The 22,130-nt window shown below is 64.8% G+C and carries 20 protein-coding genes; 2 read left to right on the forward strand and 18 right to left on the reverse strand.

The features are described from left to right. Window positions 1-5: 5 nt before the first annotated feature. The 3 genes from M9955_22110 to yajC are packed head-to-tail and all read right to left on the reverse strand — an operon-like array spanning window position 6 to window position 3,350. Window positions 6-395, reverse strand: coding sequence for an Mth938-like domain-containing protein (locus M9955_22110; protein ID MCO5084337.1), 390 nt, complete (start codon window positions 393-395; stop codon window positions 6-8). A 6-nt stretch (window positions 396-401) separates the two neighbouring features. After that, a complete protein-coding gene (gene secDF / locus M9955_22115) occupies window positions 402-2,963 on the reverse strand; it encodes a protein translocase subunit SecDF (GenBank protein ID MCO5084338.1) in 2,562 nt (853 codons plus the stop codon). A gap of 48 nt (window positions 2,964-3,011) precedes the next feature. After that, window positions 3,012-3,350 carry a preprotein translocase subunit YajC gene (gene yajC, locus M9955_22120; protein ID MCO5084339.1) on the reverse strand — a complete coding sequence of 113 codons (339 nt, stop codon included), beginning with the start codon at window positions 3,348-3,350 and terminating at the stop codon, window positions 3,012-3,014. Window positions 3,351-3,528: 178 nt separating this feature from the next. Here yajC and M9955_22125 point away from each other — a divergent pair, with 178 nt between their 5' ends. After that, window positions 3,529-4,410, forward strand: a complete 882-nt coding sequence (locus M9955_22125; protein MCO5084340.1) for an ATP-binding protein — start codon at window positions 3,529-3,531, stop codon at window positions 4,408-4,410. 84 nt (window positions 4,411-4,494) lie between these two features. Here the strand turns inward: M9955_22125 and M9955_22130 are convergent, their stop codons facing one another. From M9955_22130 to M9955_22195, 14 genes are all read right to left on the reverse strand, one after another. Continuing rightward, window positions 4,495-5,931 (reverse strand): peptidoglycan DD-metalloendopeptidase family protein, encoded by a 1,437-nt coding sequence (locus M9955_22130; protein MCO5084341.1) that lies wholly within the window; start codon window positions 5,929-5,931, stop codon window positions 4,495-4,497. A gap of 280 nt (window positions 5,932-6,211) precedes the next feature. Next, window positions 6,212-6,865: a protein-L-isoaspartate(D-aspartate) O-methyltransferase gene (locus M9955_22135; protein MCO5084342.1), complete on the reverse strand. Its 654-nt coding sequence runs from the start codon at window positions 6,863-6,865 to the stop codon at window positions 6,212-6,214. Further along, a complete protein-coding gene (gene surE, locus M9955_22140) occupies window positions 6,862-7,620 on the reverse strand; it encodes a 5'/3'-nucleotidase SurE (GenBank protein MCO5084343.1) in 759 nt (252 codons plus the stop codon). Before surE ends, M9955_22135 begins: the two co-directional genes overlap by 4 nt. Beyond that, window positions 7,620-8,951 carry a serine--tRNA ligase gene (gene serS / locus M9955_22145; protein MCO5084344.1) on the reverse strand — a complete coding sequence of 444 codons (1,332 nt, stop codon included), beginning with the start codon at window positions 8,949-8,951 and terminating at the stop codon, window positions 7,620-7,622. The genes surE and serS overlap by 1 nt, the downstream gene beginning before the upstream one ends. A gap of 243 nt (window positions 8,952-9,194) precedes the next feature. Beyond that, window positions 9,195-10,043 carry a twin-arginine translocase subunit TatC gene (tatC, locus tag M9955_22150; GenBank protein MCO5084345.1) on the reverse strand — a complete coding sequence of 283 codons (849 nt, stop codon included), beginning with the start codon at window positions 10,041-10,043 and terminating at the stop codon, window positions 9,195-9,197. Beyond that, complete coding sequence (tatB, locus tag M9955_22155) at window positions 10,040-10,690, reverse strand: Sec-independent protein translocase protein TatB (GenBank protein ID MCO5084346.1); 651 nt, start codon at window positions 10,688-10,690, stop codon at window positions 10,040-10,042. The genes tatC and tatB overlap by 4 nt, the downstream gene beginning before the upstream one ends. 55 nt (window positions 10,691-10,745) lie before the next feature. Beyond that, complete coding sequence (locus M9955_22160; protein MCO5084347.1) at window positions 10,746-10,964, reverse strand: twin-arginine translocase TatA/TatE family subunit; 219 nt, start codon at window positions 10,962-10,964, stop codon at window positions 10,746-10,748. Between the two features lie 36 nt (window positions 10,965-11,000). Beyond that, the gene (locus M9955_22165) at window positions 11,001-12,107 is read right to left on the reverse strand and encodes an ABC transporter ATP-binding protein (protein ID MCO5084348.1); all 1,107 of its coding nucleotides are present in this window, start codon (window positions 12,105-12,107) and stop codon (window positions 11,001-11,003) included. 27 nt (window positions 12,108-12,134) lie between these two features. Then, window positions 12,135-12,869 carry an SMC-Scp complex subunit ScpB gene (gene scpB / locus M9955_22170; protein ID MCO5084349.1) on the reverse strand — a complete coding sequence of 245 codons (735 nt, stop codon included), beginning with the start codon at window positions 12,867-12,869 and terminating at the stop codon, window positions 12,135-12,137. Then, window positions 12,866-13,666, reverse strand: a complete 801-nt coding sequence (locus M9955_22175) for a segregation/condensation protein A (GenBank protein ID MCO5084350.1) — start codon at window positions 13,664-13,666, stop codon at window positions 12,866-12,868. Before M9955_22175 ends, scpB begins: the two co-directional genes overlap by 4 nt. 53 nt (window positions 13,667-13,719) lie before the next feature. Beyond that, complete coding sequence (nagZ, locus tag M9955_22180; GenBank protein MCO5084351.1) at window positions 13,720-14,739, reverse strand: beta-N-acetylhexosaminidase; 1,020 nt, start codon at window positions 14,737-14,739, stop codon at window positions 13,720-13,722. Between the two features lie 88 nt (window positions 14,740-14,827). After that, a complete protein-coding gene (locus M9955_22185) occupies window positions 14,828-17,572 on the reverse strand; it encodes an SPOR domain-containing protein (GenBank protein ID MCO5084352.1) in 2,745 nt (914 codons plus the stop codon). Between the two features lie 104 nt (window positions 17,573-17,676). Continuing rightward, window positions 17,677-19,434: an arginine--tRNA ligase gene (argS, locus tag M9955_22190; protein MCO5084353.1), complete on the reverse strand. Its 1,758-nt coding sequence runs from the start codon at window positions 19,432-19,434 to the stop codon at window positions 17,677-17,679. 49 nt (window positions 19,435-19,483) lie between these two features. Then, window positions 19,484-20,704, reverse strand: a complete 1,221-nt coding sequence (locus tag M9955_22195; protein ID MCO5084354.1) for a deoxyguanosinetriphosphate triphosphohydrolase — start codon at window positions 20,702-20,704, stop codon at window positions 19,484-19,486. Between the two features lie 169 nt (window positions 20,705-20,873). Between M9955_22195 and erpA the strand changes: the two genes are divergently transcribed. Continuing rightward, the gene (erpA, locus tag M9955_22200; GenBank protein MCO5084355.1) at window positions 20,874-21,221 is read left to right on the forward strand and encodes an iron-sulfur cluster insertion protein ErpA; all 348 of its coding nucleotides are present in this window, start codon (window positions 20,874-20,876) and stop codon (window positions 21,219-21,221) included. 16 nt (window positions 21,222-21,237) lie between these two features. Here erpA and M9955_22205 read toward each other — a convergent pair whose 3' ends face one another. After that, on the reverse strand, window positions 21,238-21,870 hold the full coding sequence (locus M9955_22205; GenBank protein ID MCO5084356.1) for a glutathione S-transferase family protein: 633 nt from the start codon (window positions 21,868-21,870) through the stop codon (window positions 21,238-21,240). Between the last annotated feature and the right edge of the window lie 260 nt (window positions 21,871-22,130).

The raw sequence follows: 22,130 nt of genomic DNA on the forward strand, positions 1-22,130 counted from the left end.
TCACGTCACGCGACGGCGATCAGGGCGGCGGCAACCGCCCGGTCTTCCGCAAGCAGCACGTTGTATGTCCGCACCGCAGCCCCGGTGGACATCGGATCGGACGAAATGCCCGCGTCCTTCAACGCCGTCCGCAGGTCGCGGGGCATGGGGCGCAGCGCTTCGCCCATGCCGACGAGGAGGATTTCGATGCCTTCCGCCTCCGTCATAACCTTCGCGAAGTCGGCGGCCGACAGGGCTTGCGGGTCCGCCGGCTCCCAGCCGTGGATGCCGCTGGGCAGGCAGAGGATCGAACCCCTGTGCGACATGTCGGCAAACCGGAAGCCGCCATTGCCATAGGCCTCGATCGGCGCGCGGCCCGGAAAGTGCGCCGCGCGGATGACGAGGCCCGAAGACATGACGCGTCAGGTCTTGGACGGCTGCGCGCCGCTCGGAACGACGTTCTTCGCTCCGCCAGGCTGGTCGAACATATCCGGCCGAAGCTTGAACAGGATCAGCAGCGGTCCCGCGATGAAGAGCGAGGAATACGTTCCAACGAACACGCCCACGATGATGGCGAAGACGAAGGACGAGATGACCTCCCCGCCGAAGAAGTAGAGCGATATCAGCGCCAGAAGCACCGTCAGGCCCGTGAGGATGGTGCGCGACAACGTCTGGTTGAGGGAGATGTTGATCACCTCCTCGATCGGCATCTTCTTGTATTTTCGCAGCATTTCGCGGATTCGGTCATAGATGACCACCGTGTCGTTGATCGAATAGCCGATCACGGTGAGGATCGCCGCGATACTCGACAGGTTGAATTCGAGGCCGAGGAAGACGTAGAGGCCGACGATCATGATGACGTCGTGGATGGTCGAAATGACCGCGCCGACGCCGAACTGCCATTCGAAGCGGAACCAGATGTAGACGAGCAGCGCCAGCATGGAGAGCGTGATGCCAATGGTTCCCGTCCAGGCAAGCTCGGCCGAAATGGTCGGCCCGACGACCTCGATGCGCCGGAAGTCGTAGCTGTCCTCGAGTTCGGCCCGCACCTTGTCGACGACGGACTGCTCCGCATTGTCGCCGCCGTCCTGCGCCTGCACCCGGATCATCAGGTCGTTACCAGCCCCGAAGGCCTGGACCTGGACCTCCCCGATATTCAGCTCGTTGAGACGCGAGCGCACGTCTCCCGGATCGGCAGGGCCGCTTTTCGACTGAACCTCGATCATCGAGCCGCCGCGGAAGTCGATGCCGTAGTTGAAGTCGACCATGGTCATCATGACGATGACCCCGACCGACAGAATGCCCGACAATGCGAAGCCGATGTTCCGGTAGCGCATGAAGGGAACACGCGGGTCGAGTGGAAGATAATGCACGAGACCGGCCGGGAATTCCGACGGACGCCAGCGCCGCACCCAGAACGCGATCAGCCAGCGCGTCAGGGTGAAGGCCGTGAAGACGGTCGTGACGATACCGATGCCCAGCGTCACCGCGAAGCCGCGCACCGGGCCGGTGCCCATGTAGAACAGGATCACGGCCACGATCAGCGTGGTGAGATTGGCGTCCACGACGGTGGCGAGAGCGCGCGCGAAGCCCGAATCGAAGGATTGGACCATCGACCGCCCCATCTTTCGCTCCTCGCGCACACGCTCGAAGATGATGACGTTGGAATCCACCGCCATGCCCATCGTCAGAACGATGCCGGCGATACCAGGCAGCGTCAGCGTTGCGCCGAGCACCGACAGGATCGCGACGATGAGCGCCACATTGGCTGCAAGGGCTATGTTGGCGATGATGCCGAGCTTGCCGTAGACGGCCAGCATGCAGACGATCACGAGCACGGCGCCGATCGCCGATGCGATCTGACCGGCGGCGATGGAATCGGCGCCAAGGCTCGGGCCGACAGTGCGTTCCTCGACGATCGTCAGGTCGGCCGGAAGTGCCCCGGCGCGCAGCAGCACGGCAAGGTCGTTGGCGCTCTGGGCGGTGAAGCTGCCCGAAATCTGGCCGCTGCCGCCGAGGATCGGCTCGTTGATGCGCGGCGCCGAGATAACCTGCTTGTCGAGGATGATGGCGAACAGCCGACCGACATTCTGCTGCGTAGCCTGCCCGAAGCGCGTCGCGCCCTTGGCGTCGAAGCGGAACGAAACCACCGGCTCGTTGGTGCGCGAATCGAACGTCGCCTGCGCGTCTACGAGATTCTCGCCCGACACGATGACGCGGTCCTCGATCAGATACGGAACCGGGGGATCGTCCATCGAGTAGATCACGGAGGAACCGGCCGGGGGACGGCCTTCGATGGCCTCCTGCACCGGCACGGAGGTGTCGACCATCTGGAATGTCAGCTTGGCCGTCTGGCCGAGAATGTCCTTCAGGCGCTGCGGGTCCTGCAAACCGGGCACCTGCACGAGGATGCGGTCGGAACCCTGACGCTGGATGATCGGCTCGGTCGTGCCGAGTTCGTTGACGCGGCGGCCGATCACCTCGATGGACTGCGTGACGGCGGAACTGACGCGATAGGCAAGGCCCTGATCGGTGATGGTGTATCGCAGGAGGCCGGGTTCCGGCTCCTCCAGCGCAAGCTCGGACACGGAGCCGGTGCCGAAGAGCGTGTTGCTGACGGGCGCCGTGAGCTGCGCCAGCGCCGTCTTCGCCTTCTCGACCTCGGCGGCGTCCCGGATGCGAACCTGCACGCTCCGTCCCGTCCCCGAAAGACCCGTATAGCCGATCTTGGCGTCGCGCAGCAGGGTGCGGATGTCGTCGCGCGTCGCCTGCAGCCGTTCGTCGATCAGATCCTGCTGATCGACGGCAAGCAGGATGTGCGAGCCGCCCTGCAAATCGAGGCCGAGCGTCATGGGACGCTTCGGCACCCAATCGGGCAACGAGTCGCGCGTCGATTGCGGCAGGATGTTCGGCAGCGAGAACAGGACACCGAGAAGGACGACCACCCAGATCGAGATCGTCTTCCAGCGCGAGAAATAGAGCATGTCGTTCGTCCGTTACGGCGGCACGATCACATGCCGCTCGGAATGCAGTTATTTCTTGACGTTCTCGTTGGCGACCGGCTCGCCCTTCACGCGCACGTCCGAAATCGTGGCGCGTAGCGCCGTCACTTTCATGCCGCCGAGGTCGACCTCGAGCTCCTGGTCGTTGATGACTTTGGTGACCTTGCCGACCAGGCCGCCGCCCGTCACCACCGTGTCGCCCCGGCGAATCGCCGCCAGCATTTCGGTGCGCTTCTTCAACTGGGCGCGCTGCGGACGGATGATGAGAAGGTACATGATCACGAAGATCAGCACGAAGGGCAGAATCTGAATCAGGATGTCAGGGCCGGCGCCGCCGGTGCTCTGCGCGTATGCCGGTGTCACAAACATCAAGTCGCTCCCCAGGAATGCGATGAAAAAGGCGCTCGCAGGCGCCGCAAAAAGTGGCCGGAATATAGTTGCTCGGGCCGCCAATGCAACCGTAGCTCTGTCGCGGCCGGTCCTTTTCCGTCCTGTTGCCGCGTGTTAGACGCGCCTGTCAACCGCCCGCCCATAAAATAGAAGCAGAATGTCCGAAAACCCGATCGATGTGCTGAACGCGAAACTTGACCTGCTGATAGAGGCCGTCTCGCGTATCGCCCCGCCGCCGCCTCCGCCCACCGACCTCGACAGCGCCGACTGTTTCATATGGTCGGCCGAAAAAGGCCTGCTGGAGCCGGTAGCCAGGGTCAACCGCGTCGACATCGGGCTCATCAAGGGCGTCGACCGCGTCCGCGACATCCTGTTCGACAACACGGAACGATTCGCCACCGGGCTTCCGGCGAACAACGTGCTCTTGTGGGGCGCGCGCGGCATGGGCAAGTCTTCGCTGGTGAAAGCGGTTCACGCCAGGATCAACAATTCGCGCGCTATCGATGCCCTGCCGCTGAAACTGGTCGAGATCCATCGCGAGGATATCGACACGCTGCCTTCGCTGATGACCATCCTGAAGGCCGCGCCCTTCCGTTTCGTGCTGTTCTGCGACGATCTCTCCTTCGACCATGACGACACGTCCTACAAGTCGCTCAAGGCGGCGCTGGAAGGCGGCGTGGAGGGACGGCCGGAAAACGTCATCTTCTACGCAACCTCGAACCGCCGTCACCTCCTGCCGCGCGACATGATCGAGAATGAGCGCTCCACGGCCATCAATCCTTCCGAGGCGGTCGAGGAGAAAGTGTCGCTGTCTGACCGCTTCGGCCTCTGGCTCGGCTTCCACAAATGCTCGCAGGACGAGTATCTGGAGATGATCGACGGCTACGTGCGACACTACCGGCTGGAGATCGAGGCCGACCGGCTCCGCGCCGAAGCCCTCGAATGGGCGACGACGCGCGGCAGCCGCTCGGGCCGCGTCGCCTGGCAATTCGTTCAGGATCTCGCCGGCAGGCTGCGCAAGCCGCTTCAGGACGACTGAGACCTTGCCGAAACGAAAAGGCCCGCCCTCGAGGGGCGGGTCCTGGCAGGGCGGGCCTGGAGGTCCGGCGGCCCGCAGCCGTCGCTACTCGAGATAGCCTGAGGGGTCGACCGGCGCGGAGTTCTTCCGCACCTCGAAGTGAAGCTTGGGCGACTTGGCGTTGCCGCTCATGCCCGAAACCGCGATCTCGTCGCCGCGCTTGACCTTCTGGCCGCGCTGCACCTTCAACTCGCCGGCATGCCCGTAGACCGTCACCAGCCCATTGTCGTGACGCACCAGAACGGTGTTGCCGAACTCCTTGAGCCCGTCTCCGGCATAGATGACGACGCCGTTCTCGGCCGCCTTGACCGGCGTGCCGGACGGTACGGAAATGTCGATGCCGTCATTGCGGCTGCCGCCGCTGGAGCCGTAGCCCGACACGACCTTGCCGCGCACCGGCCAGCGCATCCGTCCGATGCCGGTCGATTCCGGCGCGACCTCGTCGCTGCCCTTGGCCGCTTCCTCCACCGCCTTCTTCGGCGGCGTGTATTCGGCGACCTTCGCGGCGTCGGGCTTCTTCTCGGCCGGGGCGATGGATGCCGTCTTGGCGCCGGCATCGACGTCCGCGGGCTTCCTGGCGTCGGCGGGCTTCCTGGCGTCGGCGACCACGGCCGCAGACTTGCCGTCCGACTTCAGCTTCAATGTCTGGCCAATGCGGATATTGCCGTCCTTGAGCCCGTTCGCTTCCTTAAGCGTCGTGACCGGAATGCCGGTCTTCTTCGCGATGCGGGAGAGCGAGTCCCCTTCCACCACCGTGTAGGTGCCGCTGGCCTGCTTGCCGGCGCTGTTCTCGGCGGCAACGGCGTCCGTCTCTTTCACCTTCGGCGTGGCCGGCAGGACGGCGAGATTATTACCGGGAGCTTCGGCGGGTTTCGGCTTTTCCGCGGGCTGCGTGCCACGGGAAGATTTCGCCTCTGCCGTCCTGGGGTCGTTGTCGGGCGCCGAAACGCCGGCGGTCGAGGAGTAGACATAGGTCGGGATCACGACCTTCTGGCCGACCTTGAGGCCCTGATCCGCCGAAATGCCGTTCATCTTCATGATGATGTCGGCGGGAACGCCGAACCGGCGCGAAAGATTGTAGACGGTCTCGCCTTCCTTGGCGGTGATCTGCGTGCCGCCCGTGCGCGACCATCCCTTGATGTTGTCCTCGACAGCCGGAGCGACCTCGGCGGCGGCGCGGATCGTGCCGGTCGCCGTCTGGTCCAGCGCGGCGACCTTGCCGGCGGCCTTCTGCTTCTGCGCGGAAACCTCGTCGGCAACGGCTGCTCTGGCGGTGGCGACGGGCGCGGAGCCGACCGGCGGCAGCGAGGTGCGGCTCACCTGTCCCGCCGAAACGTCCACCGGCTGCACAGCGCCGCGCGTGGCCGAGGAATTGACCGCCGCCTGCTGATCGCCGGGATAAGGCTGGTTACTGTTGATGATGGAGCGCTGGTTCGCCGTGGACCCGGTGAACAGCCCGTCCGTCACGTCGCCGAAGCGCATCGCGCTGGAGCTGCAACCCGCCGTCAGGCTGCCGAGCAGGAGCACCGCAGCACTCCGAACCAGAATTCGTTCATTCCTACCGCAACTCTTCGCGCGCATGACAGAACCCGTACCCACACCGACTGTCATGATTAAAGCGCGTTAATGTTACCGCGCGGTTAAGCGCCGTCCTCGCGGACTCGGAAAACTGAATCTTTCGCAAACGGATTCCACGATTCGCCTCTGATTGAGAGGATGCGACGCATAGACGCCCCGCTGCGGCGCCAAGGATAGATGATGCTCACAGGGAGGCGGCGACGCCCTGGATCATGGGCTGGAAACGGACATAGCCCATGTCGATGCGGTCGAAGCGGCTGCCGACTTTTGTGAGCTTGGCCATCAGTTGCGGCTCTTCCGGCCCGCCGATCGCCGCGACCATGATGCCGCCGCTGGCGAGCTGGTCGGCGAAGTTCCGCGGCAGGCTGTCGAAAGCCGGCCATACCACGATGCGGTCGAACGGACCGTCGCCGGCGAGGCCGTGAGCGCCGTCACCATGCCGCACGTGAACGTTGGTGATGGACAGCGCTTCCATGCGCTCCCTGGCGAGATCGGCGAGCGTCCTGTAACGCTCGACGGTCGTCACCTTGCCGGCCAGTCTGGAAATCACCGCCGCCGTGAAGCCGGAGCCGGTGCCGATCTCCAGAATGCGATTGCCGGGCTCGATGGCGAGCGCATTGACCACCGAAGCCTGCAGATCCACGCCCTCGATCGCCTCGCCGCATTCGATCGGAACTGTGCGGTCCGACCATGCCGCACTCTGCCAGCGGGCGGGAATGAAGTTGCGCCTCGGCGTGGCCTCGAACGCGGCGACCAGCTCTCTGGATGCGATGCCCTTGGTGCGCAGCCGCAGCAGGAATGCGGCAAAGGCTTCGCGATCCTCGGGGCCAGTGTTCATGCAATCGCCTTTGCCAGACTTTCCTTGATCTCGTGCGCCGTGAAGTCGAGCTTCAGCGGCGTCACCGAGATGCGCTTCTGCTGAAGCACGGCGATGTCGGTGCCGGGCGCCATCTCCGACGAGTGGCGGCCGAACCGCAGCCAGTAGTAGGGAAAATTGCGCCCGTCCACGCGCTCGTCGACCCATATGCCGTAGGCCAGCTTGCCCTGGCTGGTCACCACCGCGTCCTCTACCTCGTCCGGTCGGCAGTTCGGAAAATTGAGGTTGATCAGGATTCCGGGCGCCAGCTCCATATGCGCGATACGCTCGATGAGGCGCGGCGCATGGGCCTCCGCGGTTTCGTAGGGGATCATCCGCTGGCCCTCGACGGCCGTATAGGATTGGCTGAGCGCGATCGACCGGATGCCGAGCAGCGTGCCCTCCATGGCGCCAGCCACTGTGCCGGAATAGGTGACGTCGTCGGCGACGTTCGAGCCGGAATTAACGCCGGAAAGGATCAGGTCCGGAGGCGACGGCATCACCTTCTTGACGCCCATGATGACGCAGTCGGTCGGCGTGCCGCGCACGGCGAAATGCTTGTCCCGGACCTTCCGCAGCCTGAGCGGCTGCGAGATCGACAGGGAGTGCGCGAAGCCCGACTGGTCGGTCTCCGGCGCCACGATCCAGACATCGTCGGTAAGCTGGCGGGCAATGCGCTCCAGCGAGGCAATGCCCTCGTCATGGACGCCGTCATCGTTCGTAAGGAGAATGCGCATCAGGCTTCGATCTTCTCTTGTCCGCCCATATAGGGCCTCAGCACTTCAGGAATTGTTACGCTGCCGTCGGCGTTCTGGTAATTTTCCATGACCGCGATCAGCGCGCGGCCGACCGCCACGCCGGAACCGTTCAGCGTGTGCACGAAGCGGTTGCCCTTGCCGATCGACGCCTCGTCCGTCGGCTTGTAGCGTGCGTCCATGCGGCGCGCCTGGAAGTCGCCGCAGACCGAGCAGGAGGAAATCTCGCGATAGGCGTTCTGGCCGGGCAGCCAGACCTCGATGTCGTAGGTCTTGCGGGCGCCGAAACCCATGTCGCCGGTGCATAGCGCCACGGTGCGGAACGGCAGTTCCAGACGCTTCAGCACCTCTTCGGCGCAGCGCGTCATGCGCTCGTGCTCGTCGATCGAGCTTTCCTGATCGGTGATCGAGACGAGCTCGACCTTGTAGAACTGATGCTGCCGCAGCATGCCGCGCGTGTCGCGGCCCGCCGAACCGGCTTCGGAACGGAAGCACGGCGTCAGGGCCGTCATGCGCAGCGGCAGCCTGTCGTGAGCCAGGATTTCCTCGCGCACGAGATTGGTGAGCGGCACCTCGGCGGTCGGGATCAGTCCGAGCCGCCCCTCCCCGTGCTTCACGAAGAAGAGATCCTCCTCGAATTTCGGCAGCTGGTTGGTGCCGAACAGGATCTCGTCGCGCACCAGCAGCGGCGGCTGGACTTCCGTATAGCCGTGCTCGGTCGTGTGCAGGTCGAGCATGAACTGGCCGAGCGCGCGTTCGAGGCGCGCAAGCTTGCCCTTCAGCACCGTGAAGCGCGAGCCGGAGAGTTTCGCCGCCCGTTCGAACTCCATCATGCCGAGCTTTTCGCCGATCTCGAAATGCTCCTTCGGCTTGTTGCCCATGCCCGGCTGCCGCGCTGCCCTGATGTCGTCGCCGAACCGGCGCACCTCGACATTATCGTGCTCGTCCTTGCCGAGCGGCACGTCGTCCAGCGGCACGTTGGGAATGACGGCCAGCGCATCTTCGAGCGCGTTGTCGTTGTCGCGCTCCACCTGCTCGGCATTCGACAGCCACGCCTTGATCTCGTTGACCTCGGCCTTGAGCGTATCCGCCAGCGCCATGTCCTTGGCGCGCATGGCGTTGCCGATTTCCCTGGAGGCGGCGTTGCGGCGCTCCTGCTTGGTCTGCAGCTCGCCGAGATGGGCCCGGCGCGCTTCATCCAGTTCGAGGATGCGCTCCACGGTGGATTCCGCGACCGACGACGGCTGGTTGCGCTTGAGGAGCGCCTGAACGAGAGCCTTCGGGTTTTCGCGTATCCACTTTATGTCGAGCATGATCCTCTTCCGATTTCATACTGTGACCCCGGCATCCGCGCCGCAGGCTCGGTCCGAAGTCGGCTTCCTTCTATTCCTCTGACCTTGAAAGACGCGGCAGGGAAATATGGTTCGCCGCGGGCGCACGCAAACGAAGCAGCCACGAAGCGAGGCGGTCACGGCGTAGACCGCCGGACCGAAAGGCGCAAGCCCAACTCGCGCCCGTTGCCTGCTATACGGCGAATTTCGAGGGAACGGGCCGGATCAGCTCTTGAGAGCCGGCGTCGACGCCACCTGCTCTTCCTGATTCTCGGCCGCGATACGCTCCTCGTCGCGCTTCTTCTCGATCAGCCGCGCGGCCCAGATGGAAATCTCGTAGAGCAGGATCGTCGGCAACGCGAGGCCGATCTGGCTGACCGGATCGGGCGGGGTCAGCACGGCGGCGACAACGAAGGCGATGACGATCGCCCATTTGCGCTTTTCGGCCAACCCCTTGGAGGTCAGAAGCCCCACGCGCGCCATCAGGCTGGTCACCACCGGAAGCTGGAAGACGAGGCCGAAGGAGAAAATCAGCGTCATGATGAGGCTGAGATATTCCGACACCTTCGGCAGCAGCGAGATCTGCACGTCGCTGCCCGGCCCCACCTGCTGCATGGCGAGGAAGAACCACATGACCATGGGCGTGAAGAAGAAATAGACGAGCGCCGCGCCCATCAGGAACAGGATCGGCGAAGCGACCAGGAAGGGCAGGAACGCCCGCCTTTCGTTGCGGTAGAGTCCCGGCGCGATGAACTTGTAGATCTGCGTCGCGATCAGCGGGAAGGCGATCACCAGACCGCCGAACATGGCGAGCTTGATCTGGGTGAAGAAGAATTCCTGCGGGGCGGTATAGATCAGTTCCACCTTCTCGCTGGGCAGGCCAGCCCAGTGCACCGCCCATTTGAACGGGATGACGAGGATGTTGAACAGATCCTTGGCGAAGAAGAAGCAGGCCAGGAATGCGACGAAGAAGCCGCCGATGGACCACATCAGACGCGTGCGAAGCTCGATCAGGTGTTCGATCAGCGGGGCGGACGACTTGTTGATGTCGTCTTCGTCGGGGGCCGTGGTCACGTTGCGCTACCCGCTGTCTTCCTGGATTTGCTGCCCGGCTTGCCTTCGGCGCTCGCCTCTGCGCCGGCCGTTGATTTCGCCGGCTTCGGGGTTGCCGCCGCGACCTTGGCCGAAGCTTTCGCCGCTGTCTTGCGCGGAGCCTTTGCGGCCGCCGGAGCAGCAACTGCCGCGGATGCCGTGGCGGTAGCAGCCGCATTGCTGGCCGGCGCCGACGATACTGGCGCCGCGTCGGGCGCGGGCGAGGCTGCAGCGGCGGGCTCGGCCCCCGGCATCACCGTTGCGCCGTTCTTCAGAGGCTCGGCGGCGACCGCCGTCGTGGAAGCCGGTTCGGCCGGCTTCGGCGGGTTCTGCAAGGTCTGCAGGCCTGCCCGAACCTCGTTCGCCGCCTTCTCGAAGGGATTGAGCGACTTCTTGATCTCGTTGGCGGGATTGAGGCTGCGCAGGGAATCGACCGACTTCTTGACGTCGTCCAGCTCCGCTTCCTTGAGCGCCTCGTTGAACTGCTTCTGGAAATCGCCCGCCATGCTTCGCAGCTTGGCGGCCGTGCGCCCGAAGGTGCGCAGCATCTTGGGCAAATCCTTCGGGCCGACGACCACGATCATCACGACCGCGATCACCAGCATTTCGGTCCAGCCGATCTCAAACATGGCTCAACGTCCGGGCTTCGGAACTTGAGGCGCCCGGCAAAGGGCGCCTGGCGCCTTAGCTCTTCGCCTTTTCGGCCGGCTTCACCGTCTCGTCGACGCGATGCTCGACGGTCTTGGGCTCATCGGCGGCAGCGTCGTCGTCGGACATGCCCTTCTTGAAGCTCTTGATGCCCTTGGCCATATCGCCCATCAGCTCGGGAATCTTGCCCCGGCCGAACAGGAGCAGCACGACCACCAGCACGATGATCCAGTGCCAAATTGAAAACGAACCCATTGCTACTCTCTTTCGAAGTTATTCCTCGGCACTGATCTATGCGTTTTCCGCGCCGGATTCAAACACAAGTACGTCAGAAGGACGCAAGCTTAGCCAGATATCTCGTGCATGAGGCGACAAGGCGCCGCACCTGACCCTCGCCCTGACCGGAACTTCCGCACCGGAAACCGCCAGTTCAAGCTGCTCGACCACCCCCAGATAGCGCCGGGAGATGATGCGCGCCTGCGTCTGGCCGGCGCTCTCGCTGAAATCGAAACCGGAGGTGCGCACCGCGACGGAAAGCGCCGTGCCGTCCGCGAAGCCTGCCGCGGCGACGCGACCGACCGGTATATCCACCATGTCCTCCTGCGCGCGGCCCGAAAAAAGGTTGAGCTCGGAGAAGAAGCCGGCGGCGAACAGGCTCACGGGGTTGAGATAGAGTTCCTGCGCCGTGCCGGCCTGGACCAGCCCGCCCTCCTTGAGCAGCGCGATGCGGTCGCCCATGCGCATCGCCTCCTCGGCATCGTGCGTGACGACGATCGCGGTGGCCCTGCTCTGGCGCAGAACCTCCAGCGTTTCGGCGCGCACGGTGTCCTTGAGCCGCGAATCGAGGCCGGAGAAAGGCTCGTCCATCAAAAGCACGGCTGGCCGCGGCGCCAGCGCGCGGGCCAGCGCCACGCGCTGCTGCTCGCCGCCGGAAAGCACATGTGGATAGGATTTGGCGTAATGCTCCAGCCCGACGCGGGCGAGCGCGATCATGGCTTCCTCGCGCGCTTCTTCGCGGGAAAGCGCCGTCAGCCCGAAACGGACGTTATCCAGGATGGTCAGATGCGGAAAGAGCGCGAAATCCTGAAAGACCAGGCCGACGGACCGCTTTTCCGGCGGCAGGAAGACGGACGGCCCCGCGATCTCGCGGCCGTTCAGAACCAGGCGGCCGGATTTCTGCGCCTCGATCCCGGCTGCGATGCGCAGCAGCGTGGTCTTGCCGGAACCCGACGGCCCGAGCAGGCACAGCACTTCCCCCGGCTCGGCCGTCAGCGATATGTCCCGCAGGGTCACGGCGGAGGGGCCGTAATCATGGCTGATGTTCTGGAATTCGAGGCGAGCGGCGAAGGTGACGCTTGTCGTCACGCGCGCGACCGCCTGCCCGCCTTGCTGCTGCACCCGATGGAACTCCTTTACGGAATCGGGTCAATCATCCTGCGGGCGGGGTGTCAACAGACCAAGCTCTTCGAGGTCGATGTCGGTGAGCGGGTCCTCTTCCTCAGTCAGCGCGTCGGGATCGGACGGCGGCAGGGGTACGGAGAAGTTCGCCGGCATGCGCGCGGACAGCAGGCCCGCCCCCTTCAGTTCCTCGATGCCCGGCAGATCGCGGATTTCCTCAAGCTGGAAATGATCGAGGAAGGCGTCCGTCGTGCCGTAGGTGACCGGACGGCCGGGCGTCTTGCGGCGTCCGCGCATGCGGACCCACTCGGTCTCCAGAAGCGTGTCGAGCGTGCCCTTTGACGTCTCCACGCCACGGATCTCCTCGATCTCGGCGCGGGTGACCGGCTGATGGTAGGCGATGATGGCCAGTACCTCCAGCGCCGCGCGTGACAGCTTCTTCTGCTGGACCGTGTCGCGCGTCATCAGGAAGGCGAGGTCGCCGGCCGTGCGGAACGCCCATGCGTCGCCGACCTTGACGAGGTTGACGCCCCGGCGCGCATAGACCGCCTGCAGATCGGCCAGCACCGCCGGCAGATTCAGGTCGGCCGGCAGGCGCGCCGCGAGCGCCTTCTCGCTCACCGGTTCGGCGCTGGCGAAGATGATGGCCTCGGCCATCCTGACCGCCTCGGCGAGCATCATCCGCTCGGCGGGATTCTCGACGGCGCGGTCCTCGGCCGAGCCGAAAAGCGACACGATGGCCGCGGTGCCAGTCTCGCTCATCGCGCCACCTCTGCAAGCTTCGCCGCGCTTGGTCTGCCGCGCATATAGATCGGCGCGAAGGGTTCCATCTGCCGCATTTCGATCGCACCCTCGCGCACCAGTTCGAGGCTTGCCGCGAAGGAACTGGCGACCGCCGTCGCCCGCTCTCGCGGCGAGGCCAGATAATCGATCAAAAAACTGTCCAGAGCCGCCCAGTCATCGACGGAGCCGACAAGCCGCATCAGAATGTCCCGCGCCTGCTTCAGCGTCCAGATGCCGGGGCGCGAGATCGTCACGTTCGCCGCCGCGCGCTTCTGGCGCTGCGCGGCATAGGCGCTGAGCAGGTCGTAGAGGGTCGCCGAATACTCGTTGCGCTTCTCGACGATGACCAGTTCGGGCATGCCGCGCGCGAAGACGTCGCGGCCGAGCCGGTTGCGGTTGACGAGGCGCGATGCCGCGTCGCGCATCGCCTCAAGCCGCTTGAGCCGGAATTGAAGCACAGCCGCCAGTTCCTCGCCGCTTTCGCCTTCCTCACCCGGTTGTTTCGGGATCAGCAGCTTCGACTTCAGGAAGGCGAGCCATGCGGCCATCACCAGATAATCGGCGGCGAGTTCGAGGCGGAGCGCCCTCACCTTCTCTACGAAGGCGAGATACTGCTCGGCCAGCGCCAGCACGGAGATGCGCGCCAGATCGACCTTCTGGTTGCGGGCAAGATGCAGCAGGAGATCGAGCGGACCTTCGAAACCGTCGACATCCACGACGAGCGAAGGCTCTCCGGTTGCGCGCGAATCGTCGTTGTCGCTCCAGAGGTCGTCCATCGGCGCGGGTCTGCCCGCTTTCGTCTCCGTGTGTGTCGCCAATCGCTCCGCCGTCAGGCCACCGCCTCGAAATAGGTCGCGAACTCCGCGCGCACCAGTTGTTCCTGCTCCACGTCACGCATGGTGATCGCGGCAAGCGCCCGGTTCGCCCGCTCCAGCGACTTGCCGGCAAGCGGCTTCACCCGAGAGACGATGCCCTTCATCTCCTCCATGACGCCGTTGCAGTGAAGGACCATGTCGCAGCCGGCCGCAAGGATCGCCGCCGCCTTTTCGGGGAAATCCCCAGAAAGCGCCTTCATCGACGTGTCATCGCTCATGAGAAGGCCGTCGAAGCCGATCTCGCCCCGCACGATCTCCTCTACAACCTTTGCGGAAGTGGTCGCCGGGTTGTTCGGATCGATGGCGCTGTAGACGACATGCGCGGTCATCGCCATCGGGAGGTCCTTCAGCGCCTTGAAGGGCGCGAAGTCATGCGCGCGAAGCTCTTCGATCGACGTATCGACCGTCGGCAGTTCGAAATGGGTATCGGAGAATGCCCGGCCGTGTCCGGGAATGTGCTTCATCACCGGCAGAACGCCGCCGGACATCAGCCCTTCAGCCGCCGCCCGTCCCAACACCATCACGCTTTCCGGGTCCTTGCCGTAGGCGCGGGTGCCGATCACGTCGCTCGCGCCCTCGATCGGCACGTCGAGCACCGGCAGGCAGTCCGCATTGATGCCGAAACGCAGGAGATCGAAGGCGTGCAGGCGCGCGAGCAGCCAGGCCGCGCGCAGTCCCGCCTGCCTGTCCTGCCGATAAAGCGCGCCTATGGCAGAGCCGGCCGGATAGTTCGGCGCGATCGGCGGCCGCATGCGTTGAACCCTGCCGCCTTCCTGATCAATGAAGACCGGCGCGTCGGGACGTTTGACGGAATCGCGCAGGGCCGCGACGAGATCGCTGATCTGGTCGGGCTCACCTATGTTGCGGGCAAAGAGGATGAAGCCCCATGGCCGGTGATCGGCATAGAGGCTGGCTTCTTCCGGCAGGAGTTGCTTGCCCGAACATCCGAGAATAACTGTCTGTGATTCGCTCATCGCCTAGATTTAGCGCGAAGCGCCGAGCCTTGAAAGCAAACGGCGCGACCCGAAGGCCGCGCCGCGCGAAGTCCGCTCTGGACCGGAATTATTTCGACACGAAGCAGTTTCCGCCTGCCGCCTTGTAGCTTTCGCAGAGCCTGATCGCCTCGCTCCGGCTTTCGGCCGGCACGCGCACCCGCCAGAAGGTGCCCTTGCCCGCGATCTCGGCCTTCACGATGCTCGCCTGCCGGCCGCCGAGAACGCTGGAATAGCGCTTTGCGAGATCGCGATAGGAAGATTGCGCGGCCGCTTCGCTCGGCTGCGATGCGATCTGCATGGACCACGAGCCCGCGGCAGGAGCGGCGGCAGCCGGAGCGACGGCCGCGACCTGTTCCGGCTTCACCTCGCCGACGATATCGACCGGCTGCTCGGCGGGACGCGACGGCGCGACCGGCACCGTCTCGGGCATCGTGGAGCGCGTTGCGGTCCGCGGCTGCCCGGCAGGCTGGGAAGTTTCCGCCGGGACCGCAGCCGTCTCGGCCGGCTGGGTGGCGCCTTCCGTGGCAGCAGCATCTGGCTGCGGCGCCGAGATCGCCGGATCGGTCAGCGAATCGGTGGCGCTGGTCGAACCTACCGTCTCAGGCTCGCCGACCATCTCTTCGCGTGGAACCAGCGTGCCGTCCGACTTGACGACCATGGTGCGCACCTTGCGCGGCGCGACGGCGACCGTCTCACCCGCAGCCGGCTGAGTCTCGTCGGCGGCAGCCGTCTGCTCGACCCGATCCTCGGACTTCGGTGGCGTATCGGCCGCGAGCTCGTCGATGTCGGCCGATTCGTCGATCGGCTGCGGCACGGCATCCGTGAAGCGTGCCGCGACGTCGACCGGCTCTTCCTCGGTCGAGATCAATGTCTGCTGTTCGGGTTTTTCCGCAGTCTGGCCGGCGGCGCGATCGAAGACGCGGCTGTCCTGGTTCGGCACAGTGATACCGCCTGGATTTTCCGGCCGGACCTTGACCGGATCGGTGTCGGCCCTGACCAGAGCCGGTCCGCCCGAAACGCCGCCCTCGCCGCCCGACAGCGCATAGGCGCCGACCGCCCCCAGTATGGCGATGCCGCCGACGACCGAGGCGACGATCAACCCGCGGCGGGGCGACGGCTTCTGCGGCGCATACATCTCGTCATCGAGCGCCAGTTCGTTCTCCAGATCTGGATCGACCTGGAAATCGTAGTCCTGATCCTGCTGCGCGGCCGGCTGGCGGCGCGTGATGTGGACATCCCCCTGCGCGCGACCCTGCGCGGCATAAGCTGCCGCCGCACCGACACCGGCAGACACGGCGTAGGGAGCCGCCTGGAACGCTGCTTTGCGGCTCGCGGAAACGTCGTAACCCGCCTCCAGATCGAAGTCGTCTTCGGAAACGCGGATTTCCGACGCTGCCGGCGGGGCCGGCTCGATCGCCGGTTCGCCGAAGGCGGCGGCGAGTTCGGCATCGAGATCATCGAAGGCCGGCACGGCGTCTTCCGAATATTCGATCTCCGGAATTTCGAGATCGTCGGCGAGCGCAATCGCATCCTCAGGAACATCGACGGTTTCGATCTCGGGAACGTCCTCTGCAGCGGCGGCGGGAACGAAGGGCTCGAAATCGGATGCTTCCTGGCGCGTGACCGGCGCGGATGCCGGGCGATCGTATCCGCGCACCATCGCCGCAAGCTCAGCTATCGCGTCGTCGATCTCGGACTGGGCGGCAGCGTCCTCGGTGGGCGCTTCCTCTTCGGAAGCAGCGGCGTAGACCGGGGGATTGTCGGAAAGATCGAAGCCGTCGTCGTCGCCCTGAAGCTCTTCCGCGCGTTCCGCATCGAAGGCTTCGCGGGCGGCAAGGCCGGGATAGGCCGGCACCGGTTCGGCAGTATCGTCCTCGTCAGCCGTGGCCTCGATATTCGCCTCGCCCGGCACGTCGAAATCGAGTTCATCCGCGAGGGCGGTGCTCAGATCATCTGAAAGACCGGCCGGCGCATCGGCATGCGGGGTATGTTCGGATTCATCGTGGGCGCGCGCTTCCATCGGCGCGGCGCTGAAGTCCATATCGACTTCGGCCATCGCAGCGTCAAAACCATGCGCGAACGGATCGGCCTCGGCATTGACAGCCTCCGGCTCGGCAGCTTCTTCCGCATATTGCGGCTCATAGGCCCGATCGTGGTCGTCGGACCAGCCGTCATCCGCGCTCTGCATCTCGCTTTCGAAGGACGAGCCAAGTTCCTCGTCCAGATGCGCGGCCAGATCCGCTGCGTGCCCGGCGTCGTCGAAGTCCGAATAGGCGGGCGCGGCCGGCTGCACATGCTGCGGCGCGTCGTAATCTTCTTCCAGCGCGGTTTCGGCAGGCGCCAGCGCTTCGCCCTCGTAGCCGGGCTCGGCAGCGACATACTCCGCAAAGGCTGCCTCGTCCGTGTCGGAATAGTCCGACGGCCAGTCGCCATATGCCTGCTGGTCAAGCGGCAGCGCCTCGTCGCCGGCCTGCTCCGTGGCGGCAGCGCCATAGCCCGCATCCTGACGGAACGGCGCCGAACCGACAGGCGCGCCGGCTTCTGCCAGTTCCGGCTCCATCGCGCCCATCAGCTCGCGCTCAAGGTCGATCGAAAGATCGAGATCGTCGTCGCTGAGATCGACATTCGGCGCCGCTACCTGCTGCGGCACGGCCTGCAGCGACGGCTCAGGCTGCGCGGACGCCTGCTGGGAATTTCGGAACGGCACCCTCGGGTCGAAACCCATGATCCGCGTCAGTTCCGCGAACGGATCGTCATCACTGGTCGCCACCGGAGCCGTAGGCGTCTTTCTCAGCCAGTTTGCGTCTGCCATTCTGTGTCCCACACTCGTACTCGGTTCGCACGCCAAGGACGTGGCGAAGGGTTGGCGATCTACCAGCGCAATGTGGGCGAATGGTGGCGGTTTCCCGGCGCTTTCTAGCGCATCTCGGTAGGCGCATCCGCTCCGATCAGCCCGAGACCCGACGTCAGCACATCGGAAACTGCCTGCACCAGCCCTAGTCTGGCAATGCTTAGTTTATGATCGTTAACCTTAACAAAGCGTAAGTCGGGATTGTCCGTCCCGCGATTCCATTGTGCATGGAAAGCGCTCGCCAGATCATAGAGATAGAAGGCGATGCGGTGCGGCTCGTGCGAGCCCGCCGCGCCCTCGATCATGCGCGGATATTCGGCGAGCTTGCGGATCAGGGCCAGTTCGCTTTCGTCGGTCAGCAGGTCCGCCCCGGCGGCGAGGTCGCCGCGCGGAAACGCCGCCAAGCCAAGCTGTTCGCGCGCCTGCCGGAACACCGAGTGGCAGCGCGCCGAGGCGTACTGCACGTAGAAAACCGGATTGTCCTTCGACTGCTCCGTCACCTTGGCGAAGTCGAAATCGAGCGGCGCATCGCTCTTGCGATAGAGCATCATGAAGCGGATGGCGTCGCGGCCGACTTCATCGACCACGTCCCGGAGCGTGACGAACTCGCCTGCCCGCTTCGACATACGCACAGGCTCGCCGTCGCGGAAAAGCTTCACGAGCTGGCAGAGCAGGACGCTGAGATGGACACGACCACCGGTGACGGCGCGAGCGAGCGCTTCCAGCCGCTTGACATAGCCGCCATGGTCGGCGCCTAGAACGTAGATAAGCTCGTCAAATCCGCGTCTTACCTTATCTTCCAGATACGCCACATCAGCCGCGAAATAGGTGAAGGAGCCGTCCGACTTGACCAGCGGCCGGTCCATGTCGTCGCCGACGGCGGTGGAACGGAACAGCGTCTGCTCGCGATCTTCCCAGTCCTCAGGCTTCTCGCCCTTGGGCGGTGGCAGCTTGCCCTTGTAGATATGGCCCTTCATCGTCAGGTCGGCGATGGCCTTGCGGATCGCGCTCGCATTGTTCGCATGCAGCGTGCGCTCGGAGAAGAACACGTCGTGATGCACGTTGAGCAGCGCCAGGTCTTCCTTGATCATCGCCATCATGGCGTCGACCGTACGATCCTTGACGATGGCCAGCGCCTCCTCTTCCGGCATCTGCAGCAGGCTGCGCCCGAATTCCCTGGCGAGCGCTTCGCCCACGGGCTTCAGGTACTCGCCGGGATAGAGACCGGACGGGATCTCGCCGATGTCGTCGCCCAGCGCCTCGCGATAGCGCAGCATCGCGGAGCGGCCGAGGACGTCGATCTGCGAACCGGCGTCGTTGATGACGTATTCCTTGACCACCGAATAGCCGGCGAAGGCCAGCAGGTTCGCCAGCGTGTCGCCCACCACCGCCCCGCGGCAGTGGCCGACATGCATCGGGCCGGTGGGATTGGCCGACACGTACTCTACGTTTACGCTGCGCCCGGCTCCCAGCGCCGACCGGCCGTAATCGCCTCCGGCCGCGATCACGCCACGCAGAAGGTCGTGCCAGTACGCATCGGTGAGCTTCAGATTGACGAAGCCCGGTCCTGCAACCTCCGCCGAGACCACGGCGGGATCGTTCTCCAGCGCCGCGACCAGACGTTCGGCGAGCGCGCGCGGGTTCTGGCCGGTCGGCTTCGCCAGCACCATCGCCGCGTTGGTCGCGAGGTCGCCGTGGCTCGCATCGCGCGGCGGCTCGACGGTGATGCGCGACAGGTCGAGCGCGCCGCCCTCTTTATCCTTTAGGCCAAGCGCCTCGATAGCCTTGCCGACCCGCGCGGTGAAATCTGCGAAAATGTTCATGGAATGTCTCTGCTGGGCGCTCTGTGCACCCGTAAACCGTGGCGTCCGCCTATCCCAAATCCGGCGTGTGGTCAAACAAGCGCCGGTGCTCCTTGAGAGCGTACGGGTCGGTCATGCCGGCAAGGAAATCGGCCACGTGGCGCGCCTTCACCCTGTCGTCGGCGCGGACGAGAACCTCCCGCCAGCCCTCCGGCATCTCGCGGGGATCGGCAAAATAGACGTCGAAAAGGTCGAGCACCACCTTCTCGGCCTGCGCGCGCATCCTGAGTACATCCGGATGGCGGTAGAGGTTCTTGTAAAGGAACGCCTTCAGTTCCTTCTCGAGCTTCGCCATGTCCGGCGAGAAGGTGGCGATGGTGTACCCGGCCCTGTGTATGTCTTCCGAACTTGTCGGCGCGATGTCCGCGAGAGCGGCCTTGGCGTTGACGATGACGTCCTCCACCATCTCCGTGATCTGGCGGCGCATCAGTTCATGGCCGGTGCGCACCGGATCGAGCGCGGGATAGCGCGCCCTGACGCCGGCAAGGATGGAGCCGGGGAGCGAGACATCCTCCAGCATCTCCAGCGACAGCAGGCCTGAACGGATGCCGTCGTCTATGTCATGCGTGTTATAGGCGATGTCGTCAGCGATGGCCGCGCATTGCGCCTCGAGGCTGGCGTGGCGATCGAGTTCGAGATCGAAAAGCTCGTTGAAATCGCGGATCGGCTGCGGGACCGGGCCTTTCAACCCCTGCCCGGCCGCGTCGGTCAACGGGCCGTTGTGCTTCACCAGCCCTTCGAGCGTTTCCCAGGTGAGGTTCAGCCCGTCGAACTCGGCATAGCGCCGTTCCAGCTTGGTCACGATCTTCAGTGACTGGGCGTTGTGGTCGAAGCCGCCCCACGGTTTCAGCTTGAGGTCCAGCGCATCCTCGCCCGTATGGCCGAAGGGCGTATGGCCGAAATCGTGGACCAGCGCGATCGCCTCGGCGAGGTCCTCGTCGCAGGAAAGCGCGCGCGCCAGGGCACGGGCGATCTGCGCCACCTCGATCGTATGGGTGAGCCGGGTCCGATAGTGGTCGCTTTCGTGGACGAGGAAGACCTGCGTCTTGTGCTTCAGCCGGCGGAACGCGGTGGAGTGGATGATGCGGTCACGGTCGCGCTGGAACGGCGTACGTGTCGGGCTCTCGACCTCGTCGTAGAAACGGCCGCGCGACCGTGCCGGGTCGCACGCATAGGGCGCGCGCGGCCGGTAGCCGAAGCCGATATCGTTCAGACCCTTCGCTTGTTCCAACTGGACGGCCTGCCACACGCCTGGGTGAAGGCCACGAATGCGACCCTGATCCTGCCAGCATGAGGTAGGCCGGCCGGCGCTGCAACGCAACAATGCTCACACGTGGCACGTTGACTTGGAGGGCGTCGCTTCATACCTATCGGCCAGATCACCCACGAGGATGACCACCATGGGCGCGGACGCAAAGACCGGCATGAAGGTCGAGCTCACCGAGGCGGCGGCGAAACGCATCAACAGGATTCTTGCAAAGGAACCCGGCAAATCGGCGCTGCGGGTTTCCGTGGAAGGCGGCGGCTGCTCGGGATTTTCCTACAAGTTCGATCTGGTCGAGGACCGGAACGACGACGACGTGGCGATCGAAAAGGACGGGGCGACGGTGCTGATCGATGATCTGTCGCTCGTCTATATGGGCGGCTCCGTCATCGATTTCGTCGACGACCTGATGGGCCAGTCCTTCCAGATCAAAAATCCGAACGCTGTCGCCTCCTGCGGCTGCGGCACCAGCTTTTCCGTCTGACGCCCCACGCGCAGGATCACGCTGGCGGGATGAATGGCTGGCTGATCTCCTGAAAGACCGGCATAGCTTCCAGCTTCGCGGCATGCGCCGCCACGGCGGGACATTTTTCGAGCATCGGCGCAAGATCAGGATGCGAATCGCGGAAATGCCGGAGCGCAGCCGTGACTCCAATGTCGGCATGGCCGATCCGCTCCCCGAACCAGTATTCCGTCGGCGCGCTCGCGCGGCTTTCCTCCAGCACCTTCAGCGTGTTGGCGATCTGCGTCGTACAGCGCTCGACCCAGAGCGGCGACACATGGCCCTTGTCCAGCACCTTCTCGTAGAAGAGGCTGACGACCTTGTCCGCCAGCCCGGTGGCGAGCGCCGCGACACGCAACGCCTGGTGCCGCTGCGGCTCTTCCTGCGGGTACATTCGCTGGTCCGGCGCAACGAGACGGTCGACGTAGTCGAGGATGACATGGCTGTCCATCAGCGCGTCGCCGTCGTCCAGAACCAGCGTCGGCACTCTCAGCAGCGGGTTGTACCCTGCGATCCTGTTGGCATCGCTAAAGGTCGACCACGGCCGATGCTCGAACGGAATGCCATAGAGCTTCAGCGCGATGCCGACGCGGCGAACGAAAGACGAATCGTATTGTCCGATCAGGATCATGGACGGGTCTCCGGGAGTGATCAGACTGGAACTTTGCGCTCACGCTCGCAAGGGCGGCGGATGCGGCCAGCTGAAGACTGCTGACAGGCCGATGGCTCAAACAAAAAGGGCGCCACGAGGGCGCCCTTTCTTTTCGGCAACGAGGCCGGGATTACTCAACGATGCTTGCGACGATGCCGGCGCCGCGTGCAAATCGCGCTTGCGCGCTATTTGCACCACTCTCAGTGCGTCGGCGGCTTTCGGACCGTCGCCTTCGATCG

Source organism: Rhizobiaceae bacterium (assembly GCA_023953845.1).
Lineage (GTDB): Bacteria > Pseudomonadota > Alphaproteobacteria > Rhizobiales > Rhizobiaceae > Arvimicrobium.

What these genes read in the sequence shown, in the direction of transcription:
- nagZ (MCO5084351.1), bottom strand. Translation starts at nt 14,739, where the DNA reads ATGAGCGAATCACAGACAGTTATTCTCGGATGTTCGGGCAAGCAACTC.
- secDF (MCO5084338.1), bottom strand. Translation starts at nt 2,963, where the DNA reads ATGCTCTATTTCTCGCGCTGGAAGACGATCTCGATCTGGGTGGTCGTC.
- argS (MCO5084353.1), bottom strand. Translation starts at nt 19,434, where the DNA reads ATGAACATTTTCGCAGATTTCACCGCGCGGGTCGGCAAGGCTATCGAG.
- M9955_22125 (MCO5084340.1), top strand. Translation starts at nt 3,529, where the DNA reads ATGTCCGAAAACCCGATCGATGTGCTGAACGCGAAACTTGACCTGCTG.
- M9955_22205 (MCO5084356.1), bottom strand. Translation starts at nt 21,870, where the DNA reads ATGATCCTGATCGGACAATACGATTCGTCTTTCGTTCGCCGCGTCGGC.
- M9955_22175 (MCO5084350.1), bottom strand. Translation starts at nt 13,666, where the DNA reads ATGGACGACCTCTGGAGCGACAACGACGATTCGCGCGCAACCGGAGAG.
- M9955_22185 (MCO5084352.1), bottom strand. Translation starts at nt 17,572, where the DNA reads ATGGCAGACGCAAACTGGCTGAGAAAGACGCCTACGGCTCCGGTGGCG.
- yajC (MCO5084339.1), bottom strand. Translation starts at nt 3,350, where the DNA reads ATGTTTGTGACACCGGCATACGCGCAGAGCACCGGCGGCGCCGGCCCT.
- erpA (MCO5084355.1), top strand. Translation starts at nt 20,874, where the DNA reads ATGGGCGCGGACGCAAAGACCGGCATGAAGGTCGAGCTCACCGAGGCG.
- M9955_22160 (MCO5084347.1), bottom strand. Translation starts at nt 10,964, where the DNA reads ATGGGTTCGTTTTCAATTTGGCACTGGATCATCGTGCTGGTGGTCGTG.
- surE (MCO5084343.1), bottom strand. Translation starts at nt 7,620, where the DNA reads ATGCGCATTCTCCTTACGAACGATGACGGCGTCCATGACGAGGGCATT.
- scpB (MCO5084349.1), bottom strand. Translation starts at nt 12,869, where the DNA reads ATGAGCGAGACTGGCACCGCGGCCATCGTGTCGCTTTTCGGCTCGGCC.
- M9955_22130 (MCO5084341.1), bottom strand. Translation starts at nt 5,931, where the DNA reads ATGCGCTTCGGCGACGTGACGGACGGGCTGTTCACCGGGTCCACGGCG.
- tatB (MCO5084346.1), bottom strand. Translation starts at nt 10,690, where the DNA reads ATGTTTGAGATCGGCTGGACCGAAATGCTGGTGATCGCGGTCGTGATG.
- M9955_22110 (MCO5084337.1), bottom strand. Translation starts at nt 395, where the DNA reads ATGTCTTCGGGCCTCGTCATCCGCGCGGCGCACTTTCCGGGCCGCGCG.
- M9955_22135 (MCO5084342.1), bottom strand. Translation starts at nt 6,865, where the DNA reads ATGAACACTGGCCCCGAGGATCGCGAAGCCTTTGCCGCATTCCTGCTG.
- serS (MCO5084344.1), bottom strand. Translation starts at nt 8,951, where the DNA reads ATGCTCGACATAAAGTGGATACGCGAAAACCCGAAGGCTCTCGTTCAG.